Annotated in this window: 11 protein-coding genes and 1 pseudogene; 6 read left to right on the top strand and 6 right to left on the bottom strand. The window is 54.1% G+C overall.

Annotated features, from left to right (window positions below):
* Positions 1-37: 37 nt before the first annotated feature.
* The 5 genes from AC2T28_RS24195 to AC2T28_RS24175 all read right to left on the bottom strand — a co-directional run bounded on the left by AC2T28_RS24195 (position 38) and on the right by AC2T28_RS24175 (position 5565).
* Entirely contained in the window at positions 38-505 is a 468-nt protein-coding gene (locus AC2T28_RS24195) for a dihydroxy-acid dehydratase domain-containing protein (protein WP_486751171.1), read from the bottom strand.
* A complete protein-coding gene (locus AC2T28_RS24190) occupies positions 498-1421 on the bottom strand; it encodes an NAD(P)-dependent oxidoreductase (RefSeq protein WP_486751170.1) in 924 nt (307 codons plus the stop codon). Before AC2T28_RS24190 ends, AC2T28_RS24195 begins: the two co-directional genes overlap by 8 nt.
* Before the next feature lie 214 nt (positions 1422-1635).
* Positions 1636-3339, bottom strand: coding sequence for an NAD(P)-binding domain-containing protein (locus AC2T28_RS24185; RefSeq protein ID WP_486751169.1), 1704 nt, complete (start codon positions 3337-3339; stop codon positions 1636-1638).
* Positions 3340-4168: 829 nt separating this feature from the next.
* Positions 4169-4432, bottom strand: coding sequence for an integrase arm-type DNA-binding domain-containing protein (locus tag AC2T28_RS24180; protein ID WP_486751168.1), 264 nt, complete (start codon positions 4430-4432; stop codon positions 4169-4171).
* A 257-nt stretch (positions 4433-4689) separates the two neighbouring features.
* The gene (locus AC2T28_RS24175; RefSeq protein ID WP_486751167.1) at positions 4690-5565 is read right to left on the bottom strand and encodes a LysR family transcriptional regulator; all 876 of its coding nucleotides are present in this window, start codon (positions 5563-5565) and stop codon (positions 4690-4692) included.
* 105 nt (positions 5566-5670) lie between these two features.
* Between AC2T28_RS24175 and tmpA the strand changes: the two genes are divergently transcribed.
* Positions 5671-6798: a 2-trimethylaminoethylphosphonate dioxygenase gene (tmpA, locus tag AC2T28_RS24170; RefSeq protein ID WP_486751166.1), complete on the top strand. Its 1128-nt coding sequence runs from the start codon at positions 5671-5673 to the stop codon at positions 6796-6798.
* Positions 6795-7385: a (R)-1-hydroxy-2-trimethylaminoethylphosphonate oxygenase gene (gene tmpB, locus AC2T28_RS24165; protein WP_486751165.1), complete on the top strand. Its 591-nt coding sequence runs from the start codon at positions 6795-6797 to the stop codon at positions 7383-7385. Before tmpA ends, tmpB begins: the two co-directional genes overlap by 4 nt.
* A 61-nt stretch (positions 7386-7446) precedes the next feature.
* On the opposite strand, the gene AC2T28_RS24160 is transcribed toward tmpB, so the two are convergent.
* A complete protein-coding gene (locus tag AC2T28_RS24160) occupies positions 7447-7770 on the bottom strand; it encodes a hypothetical protein (RefSeq protein ID WP_486751164.1) in 324 nt (107 codons plus the stop codon).
* A gap of 752 nt (positions 7771-8522) precedes the next feature.
* On the opposite strand from AC2T28_RS24160, the pseudogene AC2T28_RS24155 reads away from it, so the two are divergent.
* The 4 genes and pseudogenes from AC2T28_RS24155 to AC2T28_RS24140 form a co-directional block, all read left to right on the top strand.
* Positions 8523-8573 (top strand): annotated as a pseudogene (locus tag AC2T28_RS24155) (hypothetical protein); the annotation flags it as partial.
* 7 nt (positions 8574-8580) lie between these two features.
* Positions 8581-8961, top strand: coding sequence for a helix-turn-helix domain-containing protein (locus AC2T28_RS24150; RefSeq protein ID WP_486751163.1), 381 nt, complete (start codon positions 8581-8583; stop codon positions 8959-8961).
* On the top strand, positions 8958-9278 hold the full coding sequence (locus AC2T28_RS24145; protein ID WP_486751162.1) for a sensor histidine kinase N-terminal domain-containing protein: 321 nt from the start codon (positions 8958-8960) through the stop codon (positions 9276-9278). Before AC2T28_RS24150 ends, AC2T28_RS24145 begins: the two co-directional genes overlap by 4 nt.
* A gap of 56 nt (positions 9279-9334) precedes the next feature.
* Complete coding sequence (locus AC2T28_RS24140) at positions 9335-9676, top strand: hypothetical protein (RefSeq protein ID WP_486751161.1); 342 nt, start codon at positions 9335-9337, stop codon at positions 9674-9676.
* Positions 9677-9726 lie beyond the last annotated feature (50 nt).

The raw sequence follows: 9726 nt of genomic DNA, 5'->3' as shown, positions 1-9726 counted from the left end.
AATCAAACCAACCAGATGAGCCAAACTTTCTCTTAGTTTAGGCTGCCTTTGGACCCAAAAACTCTGCCGACGCACACTGTACGCTCGGGATGTCCGCCGATGCGGCCCCCATCAACTGCGCGGGAACGGTTTTGTCACACCCTCCGATCAATACAACAGCGTCCATAGGCTGTGCGCGTACCATCTCCTCAGTGTCCATTGACATAAGATTGCGATAGACCATGCTGGTGGGGTTTAGGAAAACCTCACCTAATGAAACGGTCGGGAATGGTCGCGGCAATGCTCCGGCGGCAAGAACACCGCGAGATACCGCCTCTACCAATTCCGGCATGGAGCGATGGCAGTTGTTGAACCCTGAGGGCGTCATCGCGATACCGACGATGGGCTTGTTCAGCATCTCACGTGAAAGCCCCATGGACCGCACAAAAGACCGGCGTAAATAAGATGCGAAGTCTTTATCGCCATAGTTTGTCAATCCGCCCTGAATTCCTTTTCCCTCAGTCATTGGTTATGTCCTCCAAGCTAGATTTGCGGCAACTCACGCCCAAAAGATGCTCATAAACAAGCACCATGGCTCCCTTGTCCTTGGCCCCATGCCCCTGAAGCAAAGCCTGCTGATATGTGCTGGTGGCCGCTGCCAGAACCGGAGCCGGAATTTGGTAACGTGCCGAAATTTCTGCACCACTGATCAAGTCTTTGTATGCGGATTGAAGTGGATAACCGGTATCAAACCTACCTTCGAGGATTTGTGGAATAAAGTATTCGGATGCATAGCTTCGACCTGTGCCAGAGTTGACGACTTCCGCAGTATTTTCCGGTTCAAGTCCCAGCTTTTTGGCCATTGGCAAGATCTCTGCCAACGCAGCAACGTTAATGTCGAAGAGCAGCTGATTGATCAGTTTAGTCAACTGACCGCTGCCAACTGCACCAGTATGCAGGATGCGATTGGCCATTGTGGAAAGTGCTGATCTCAGAACCTCAACGATGTCGCCATCGCCACCGATCATCATCGTGAGCGTGCCTTCCTGCGCACGCTTCCACATGCCGGACACCGGTGCGTCTAAGAACCTTAGGCCAAGCGCTCCGAGGCGTTCGCCAATGCTCAGCGTCAGCGCATATTCGATTGTCGATGTATCAACCACAATGGTGTTCGGCGAAAGGAACCTTGCAATGCCGTTTTTCTCATCAAAGAGAGATTTCTCGACAATATTGCCACTTGGCAGGCAAAGAAACAGAACGTCGACATCAGAAAAGTCTTTGGGTGAGGATGCCGCTAATGCTCCGGCGGAAACCGCAGCTTTGATTGCATCTTCGCTAAGATCCAGAACTTTTACGTCATGTGCCGCTGCCAGGTTCGCTGCCATCGGCGCTCCCATCTGACCCAATCCGACAAACCCATATCGCATGGCTAACTCCTTCATTTGTTTCTCAAGAAGATAACATCACCATGCGGAACTCTGGCATTCTCTATCGAGATTGGCCCATTCGGGATTCACGCTTTCGGAGAATTCTATGTACCGTCAACCGAATTTGGTTCACATTTTGGCGCTGGATTTTATCCCGCAAGTTCAGGCTTAAGCACGCCGTTGGTTCCTTTGAGAAACGCCTATTGAACGTGACACCCCAATTGCGCCGCTATGTGCTCCAAGTTGACGCTGACGCGTGGTTGGTAAAATTGGAGCTCTCCAGCGTAAACTCCGAATGTGTTCTGACGCGAGTGCGGCGGCTGACCAATTGAGACAACTCAAGCCGACTAATCGGTTTGGTCGCCACTTCAGCAAACCCGGCTTCCAATATACGAGCATGATCTTCCGCAGCCGCATGGGCAGTCAGCGCGACAATATCCACTCCTTCGGCCAATTTCTGTTCGCGGATTCGACGATAGGCCTCGGGGCCATCGACCTGCGGCATGCTGATATCCATTAGGATCAGGTCAAACTGACATTCGGCGGCTGCATCCACTGCCTCAACGCCGCTGGCGGCGGTCGCCACCCGATGGCCCAGTCCTTGTAATGTTTTGGCCAGCAGTTCTCTGTTCATGTCGTTATCCTCGACGACAAGTAGATGCCTTGGTGACCTGGTTCCAGCAAATTGATGCGGAGCACTTAACTGACTTTCGGTCCCCTCAGGCAGCGGCAGTGCAACCCGGAACAGGCTGCCCACTCCAGGTTTACTTTCCGCTTCGATCACACCGCCAAGCTTAGCGACAATGCACCGAGTGATCGCCAGCCCTAGACCGGTTCCCTCGCTGGTACGTCCGTAGCGGGTATCGAGTGTAACAAACTCCTCAAAAATGCGTTCCAGATCCTCTTTTGCAACACCAATACCTGTATCAGAAACCACGAATTCCACTTGACCATGGCTGGACTGTCGTTCGACCGTGACTGTAACACTGCCATTTTGTGTGAACTTCAAAGCATTGCCGATCAGGTTTAGCATTATCTGTTGGATTTGGTGTGGGCACCCCAGGACGGTGGTGGCCCCGCTTAATCGCCAATGCAGTTCTAGGCGATTACTGTGGGCCAGTGCAGTGGCTTGCTGACTGTCCACCACCGCGGTCATCAGCTCTTCTAGGTCGACAATGCGAGGCTGTTCTGATGCCGCTCCAGCCTCAAGATGCGACAATTGCAACACGTCGTTGACATAGTGCAGCAATAATTCTCCGGACACCCGCATGGCACGCAAGTAGCTATCTTGTTCAGATGTTGTCCCGGTGGTTTCCAACAACTCCATCGATCCCAGAATACCGCTCAAGGGGGTGCGCATCTCGTGGCTCATCACTGTCAACAAGTTTGACTTGGCCCGTTCTCCGGCCCGTGCATTATCGCGTGCAATGGTCAACTGTCCGCAACCAACTGCACCAGCATGTGAAATGCGATTTGCCATTGTGGCAAGCACAGGCCTCAGATCCTCAGTGAGGTTTGTATCGCCACCGATCATCATCGTTAGCGTGCCGTGTTGAGCTTGCTTTCTCTTTCCGGAAACTGGCGCGTCCAAGAACCTCAAACCGAGCGCTTGAAGACGTTCATTAATGCTGAGCGTGAGTGAATATTCGATTGTTGATGTATCTATCACGACCGTATTCGCAGCAAGGCTCTGTGCAATGCCAAGTTCCTCGTCAAAGAGAGAGGTCTCGACGACCCGCCCCCTTGGCAAGCAAAGGATCAGAACGTCGACATCACCAAAATCTTTGGTTGAGGTCGCCTCCAATGCTCCGGCCGCAACTACAGATGCGATTGCTTCGGGGTTAAGGTCGAAAACTTTTACGTCATGTGCCGCTGCCAGGTTCGCCGCCATCGGCGCTCCCAGCTGACCCAGACCGACAAATCCACATCGCATGGCCATCTCCTTCTTGGGTTCCTCAGGATGATAACATTGCGACAAGAAACACTGGCATTCTCATTCGAGATTGGCCCAATCAGGGTTCAAGCATACCAAATGTTTTCTCCGCAGTTGATCCGGTAACAATGGCGGTTTTGGGTGGTAACTTCGCCTCAGAAGCCAAGTCTCCTAGAGGTGCTGATCCTTTTCGGTTCCTGACATTCAGGTGTTGTGAGGAATGCGGCTTTAGGTCGTTTGCATCTCTGAGACAGTTGTTGACATTGAGCACCTTAATTCACCCGCAGGCCCTTCACCAAATCAACAACAACCTTAACCTCAACCCTCACCAGACATTATACATTCCGCTGACGCGGGGTGCGAATTACCCGCATGTGGATTTCGTGCACATTCTTCCATTCCAGCGTAAGCGCTTCAGTTTTGCGCAGCCCAGCATACATGATGAACTTGTAGAATACCTGGTGAATCGGATTGAAGAGACCGTCTACTTCATCACGTCAAGTCTTTAGGTCATCGATGGTTGTTCCCTTCGGCCGCTCCACGTACCATTCGATCGCCATGGTCGGTGCCTCCGGTAGATCGTGAACACGTCGCGCGTGGTTCCAAACCGTCCGGAAAATTTTCAATGTGTGATTGGCCGCCGACGGCGTTGCTGCCATAGAGCGATGCCGCTCCGCGACCATCGCTTTTGTGTTTTCATCGAGTGGGAAACGCAATCAGTCTTTCAGGTGCAGCTCGAACTGCTGCCGGACACTAAGTTAGTCTGTTTCTGAATAAAACTTTGGGCGCACTAGGTAGGCGTCCATCGCAAATACCAGAATCGGCGCACCTATCTGGATCTCCTTGCCAGCCCCTTGCCCCATTCCAGAGCAAAACCCAGCGCAGTCTGGCGAGCAACGTCCGCCGATATCACCGGAAACCGCCCAATAAGGACCCAGCGTGTCTGCCCGCCAACGTCCTTCTGATAATACCAAGTCTTTGATTTCTTCCCCACGAAGAGAACGAAACCTCTGACCTCACTATCCCAATGCTTGTCGGTACCCGCTTTTGTCTGTGGAACTTTGCGGGCGAAGAACTCTGTGAGCTTTGGCATTTTGTCGGATTTTTGTCGGAAGTGAACTGATACAAAATGATACTGTGCCGTGCATGATGCTACTCATTATTAAACAAAATGAGCTATTTAGCAACTCTATGCAACCTTGCGAAAGTCACATCACTTTCCTGGAAGGCTAAGGTCTAACCACTACACAACGCCCGCTCAACTGAGGCATGTCCTAAGTCATCGGATTTTGCAGGACAACCCGCGAAGATGATTTTTGGGATCTAACAAAAAATTTACGATCCGCCAGTTTACGATCCCTTGCTGGGGCTTTCCGCGAAGTAGCTGCACACGCGGGTCCAGAGCGATTTGGTGAGCTCATCCTTGTGCGCAAGCATCCAATAAGTGGCAGGAGGTTCAAGAACCTCGCTGCAAAGCCGCAGCAGTGTGCCCTGCTCTAGCTGGGCCGCGCAGAGAGGCAAGGAGGCAAGCAGGACACCTTCGCCGCTCTGGGCCGCCGCAAGAGCCGCGGCAAAGCTGTCAAACCAGAGCTTTGGAACCGGCGTTGCAGGATCGCCGCTGAAACGGGTCCAGTCTTGCCAGCTGGCCCGTGGCCCCGACAAGGCGATGCGCGGCAGTGACCGCCAGTCTGCTCCCTCTTGCAGCAGGCGGGGTGCAGCCACGGGGCTGATCATCTCGGTAAACAAGGGCGTTTTATGGTGAAACACCCACTCTCCGGTGCCGTACTCAATACGGATATTGGCATCCTGCTGCTGCGCGTCCGAGGATAAAACCCGGGTGGAGAAGGCAATTTGCGGCCGTTTCTCTACTGTCCAGTTGGGCAGTCGTTGGGTCAGCCACAGCTCGATCACCGAGGCACTGGCCGAGATGGAAAGCTTGTCGCGCTGAACGCCAAATATCCCCTCGTAGCTCTCGTTCAGATCGCCAAGCGCTGCTGTGACATAGGGTAGCCAGGTTTCGCCATCGACCGACAGTGCGATGCCCCGGGCTCCGCGAATAAACAACGGGCGGCCCAAACGCGCTTCGAGCGTGGTTATCCGCTGGCTGATCGCCGCCTGGGTCACGTTCAGCTCTTGTGCCGCAGCGGTAAAACTGCCCGCCCGTCCAGCGGCCTCGAAGGCGCGTATCCACTCTAATGGGATGTTGTTCAGCGGCAGATTAGACATAAGGAAAACCACATCTCAGGCTCAGTATATGTTGGTCGCTATTATGGGTCAGATGTGAGAACTTGCAACCGCAATATGCGCGAAACCTACAAAAGCGATCCCAATATGTTTGACTCAGTCCTTAGCAGCGATGGCCAACAGCTTACGCTTCAAAGCACCACTCAATCCGCCCGTTTCCATGCCATTTGGTTGCGTGACAATGCCCACGACGCCGAAACACGCTCAGCTGACAACGGCCAGCGTTTGATCACCCTGGGAGATATCCCTGGCGAGACACATATCAGCGCGGCTGAGATGTCGGGTGACAAGCTGACACTGACATTCATGCCCGAGAACAAGGCCATTGAGTTTGATGCAAGCTGGCTGCTGCAACACGCCTATGACCGGCCCCAAGAACCGCAATCGGGCTGGACCAAGCCTCGGGTTGAAACCTGGGACCAAACCCTGTCGGACCGGATCCCGTTAGCGGATTTCACCGCTGTTTCATCGGACACTGCCGCGCTCAGGGACTGGTTAGCGCAGGTTGCCCGTTTTGGCTTTGGCAAACTGTCAAATGGCCCAACCGAGGACCAGTCGTTGATGCGGGTGGTTGATCTGTTTGGGCATGTGCGTGAGACCAATTATGGCCGCCATTTTGAGGTTCGCACCGAGGTAAACCCAACCAACTTGGCCTATACCGGGCTGGGGCTACAGGCACATACCGACAACCCTTACCGCGATCCGGTGCCAACCATTCAGGTTCTGTATTGCCTGGAAAGCTCGGCCGCTGGTGGCGAGAATATGGTGGTCGATGGGTTCAAGGTGGTGGAACGCCTGCGCGCCGAAAACGAGGACTGGTTCAATGTCTTGAGCCGCTATTGCGCCAACTTTGAGTATGCCGGATCAGACGGTGTCATACTGCAATCGCGCCGCCCGATGATCGAGTTGGCCCCGGATGGCGAGCTGATTGGCGTGCGCTTCAACAACCGTTCGACCGCAGCGATCACCGATGTGCCGTTTGACCAGATGAAGCTGTACTATCAAGCCTACCGTCGCATGGGGGAGTTGATTGATGACCCTGAGATGGAAATCACTTTCCGACTGGATCCGGGCGAAAGCTTCATTGTGGACAACACCCGTGTGCTGCACGCACGCAAGGGCTATTCCGGCGCTGGCACCCGCTGGTTGCAGGGCTGTTATGCCGACAAGGACGCGCTTAATTCGAAGCTTGCGGTGCTGGAGGCTAAAGGATGAGCAAGCCTGATTTCACCACCCTGACTCCGCAGAACATCGTGGCCTTTCTGGAGGACATTTTTGAGCGGCGCGGTGGCGAGGAATATCTGGGCGAACCGGTGACCATGGCCGAGCATATGCTGCAAGGCGCCACCTTGGCAGAGCGGGCTGGACAGGATGAGGTGATCATCGTGTCGGCCCTGCTGCATGACATTGGTCACTTCACCAGCGAGTTTGGTACTTTCAGCATGAACGATACCGAGGACAAGTTTCACGAGGATGCCGGGGCCGAAGTTCTGCAGGATTTCTTTCCCAGCCTTGTAACCGATTGTGTCAAATATCACGTCGCGGCCAAGCGCTATCTCTGTGCGACCAAGCCGTCCTACTTCAATCGGCTGTCTGAGGCTTCGGTCCATTCGCTGAACCTGCAGGGCGGCCCGATGAACGAGAGTGAAGTTGCAAAGTTTGAACAGAACCCCAACCTAAAGGAAATCATCGCGGTGCGGTATCTGGATGAGGCTGGCAAACATGCGGATATGGAAACGCCTGCGTTTGCCCATTTTGCGCCGATGGTACAGCGTATTGTCGATCAGCATTGTGGTGCATAAGTAGAATGACCCGGGCCTTATCAGATTGTCAGATCTGATAAGGCTCCTTCTACCCTGATTGTTAGGACCTAGACGCTTGCAAGCTCAAACGCTTACCCCAGCTCATTATAGGCACAGCGTCACCAGCCGAAACAAGGTCAGCCGAACTTTTGAGATAACCTGAGGTGGTTTGGTAATCGATGGTGGCTTCGCCACGTTCAAACATCAGGCGGCCATCACCGCGACCTTTGATGCCAAAGACTGGCTCGACGTTCATGCCTAGCATCTGCCATGCCAACAGCGGCACTAGATCCAGACGGGTTGCCCCCGGCGATCCATAGATAAAGTCGATGTCTTTCAGGCCATTCGCAGTTCCATCGAACTTACCGCCATCTTCGGCATTCATATAGGCAACGCCACCGGTGCCGACGCCATGACAGGTATCCAGTCGGTGTATTCATAGCGTACACGCGGGTCGCCGAGCAGATAAGGGAATTGGGTTGAACCAGAGGTGCCAAACAGCAGCGTGCCGTCTTCATGCTCTTGGTTCTGGAACCAGTTGACCCTTTGGTCGAGCCCGCGCCCGGCATAAATTTAACCACAACAGTTGGGTTGCCAAGCAGTTCTTCGCTCAACATTGGTGCAAAAGAGTTTGCCCACATTGCAGAGCCGCCTGTTTCAGAAAAGGGAATAACCCATTCAATAGTTTTGCCCGAGAAATCGACACCAGCGTTTGCTGGCAACGCCAAACCAGCTGCTGCAATCACGCAAGAGCCGCACGACGCGAAAATTTAGAAACGGTCATTGGTTCCTCCCATAAGACCAAACAACCTCAGCTGTCTACAAATGGTCGCCAAGATTGTCCTACAATTTAGGGATTGATGCCCTGTTCGATTTGCCGAACATGGGGGTCCAACCTTGCGGACCTCAAAATGCGAATTGCGATCATCGAAGATAACGAGACGCTAGCCAATGCCATTGCTTACCGGTTGCGGGACCGGGGCCATGCAGCAGATGTGTTGCATGATGGGGATGGCAGATGCCTTTCTGGCTCAGGAAGGTGCTGATTTGGTTGTGCTCGATATCAACCTATCAGCCAAAAGTAGCTTAGAAGTCTTGTGAGCCTTAAGAGCGCGTGGCGATGGCACCCCTGTCATCTTGCTGACCGCGCGCAGCGATCTGAGCGACAGGGTCGCTGGGTTGGACAAAGGGGCAGATGATTATCTGGTCAAACCCTTTGAAATGGACGAATTGGAAGCCCGAATCAGAGCCTTGTCACGGCGCAAGGAACTGGATTACGGGACCACGAAACGATTGGCGGATTGGAGTTTCAGAGAGAGACACGGCAGGTCAGCGCGAGCGGGCAGCTGTTGGATACCCCGAGACGCGAATTGGCGGTGCTGGATGCCTGCTGGAACGACGTGCCCGCATCGTGTCCAAAACCCAACTGACCGATCATGTCTACGACATTGGCACGGATGTGGATGAAACGGCGATTGAGCCCCATGTTTCACGTCTGCGACGACGGCTGGCAGACCATGGCGTATCGATCAAAACGGCACGCGGATTGGGTTATATGCTTGAGGTCAAAGGGTGAAACAGCAGTCCGCGTCTTTGCGGCTTAGGCTGTTTGCTCTGATCCTTATTCCGCTGGTTTTAATGGCGATCCTGCTGGGTATCTGGCGCATTCAGGTTGCCCAGCGCACCTCGGAAGAGCTGTTCGACCGGACCTTGCTGTCAGCCGCCTTGGCTATTTCTCGTGATGTCGCAGTGTCTGGCGGCGATCTGTTGTCGTTCTCAACCCGGGACATGGTCCGCGATGCGTCGGGTGGAGAGGTTTTCTATCACGCAACCGGTCCGGGGGGATCTTATTTGACCGGATATGCATTCCCCCACTCTCAACTGGGGCCATAGACGAAAAGAACAAATACATACCCACTTTTTTCGAAGCGGTTTACCGCGACGACCCGGTGCGTGTTTTGTTGATTACCGAGCGGATGACATTTGGGAATATGACTGGCGATGCTACTGTGACGGTTTGGCAGCGACTGGCTGACCAGCAGTCCTTTGCCCGCGAGCTGGCGATACGGGCCGCCGGTTTGATGGGCGTTTTTCTGCTTACACTTGCCTTGGTGGTCTGGTTTGGCGTGGCGCGGGGCCTGCGCCACTTGGTCGACCTGCAAAACGCCATCGCCATGCTCTCGCCAGATGACCTGGCCCGCATCAAGCGGCCCGTTCCTGGCGAGGTGCAAGGGATCGTGCGCACACTAAACCTGCTGCTTGGGCAGGTGGAAACCAGCATCAAAGCATAGCAGAACTTTATCTCAGACGCCGCGCACCAATTGCGCAACCCCGCTGCGGC

It is taken from the genome of Parasedimentitalea nitratireducens, from assembly GCF_057444295.1.
This window is presented reverse-complemented; position numbering and strand designations above follow the sequence as displayed.

Excerpts from the sequence above, each read along its gene's own strand:
- AC2T28_RS24195 (WP_486751171.1), bottom strand. The coding sequence starts at position 505 with ATGACTGAGGGAAAAGGAATTCAGGGCGGATTGACAAACTATGGCGAT.
- tmpB (WP_486751165.1), top strand. The coding sequence starts at position 6,795 with ATGAGCAAGCCTGATTTCACCACCCTGACTCCGCAGAACATCGTGGCC.
- AC2T28_RS24160 (WP_486751164.1), bottom strand. The coding sequence starts at position 7,770 with ATGAATGCCGAAGATGGCGGTAAGTTCGATGGAACTGCGAATGGCCTG.
- AC2T28_RS24185 (WP_486751169.1), bottom strand. The coding sequence starts at position 3,339 with ATGCGATGTGGATTTGTCGGTCTGGGTCAGCTGGGAGCGCCGATGGCG.
- AC2T28_RS24175 (WP_486751167.1), bottom strand. The coding sequence starts at position 5,565 with ATGTCTAATCTGCCGCTGAACAACATCCCATTAGAGTGGATACGCGCC.
- AC2T28_RS24150 (WP_486751163.1), top strand. The coding sequence starts at position 8,581 with ATGATTATCTGGTCAAACCCTTTGAAATGGACGAATTGGAAGCCCGAA.
- AC2T28_RS24180 (WP_486751168.1), bottom strand. The coding sequence starts at position 4,432 with ATGCCAAAGCTCACAGAGTTCTTCGCCCGCAAAGTTCCACAGACAAAA.
- tmpA (WP_486751166.1), top strand. The coding sequence starts at position 5,671 with ATGTTTGACTCAGTCCTTAGCAGCGATGGCCAACAGCTTACGCTTCAA.
- AC2T28_RS24190 (WP_486751170.1), bottom strand. The coding sequence starts at position 1,421 with ATGAAGGAGTTAGCCATGCGATATGGGTTTGTCGGATTGGGTCAGATG.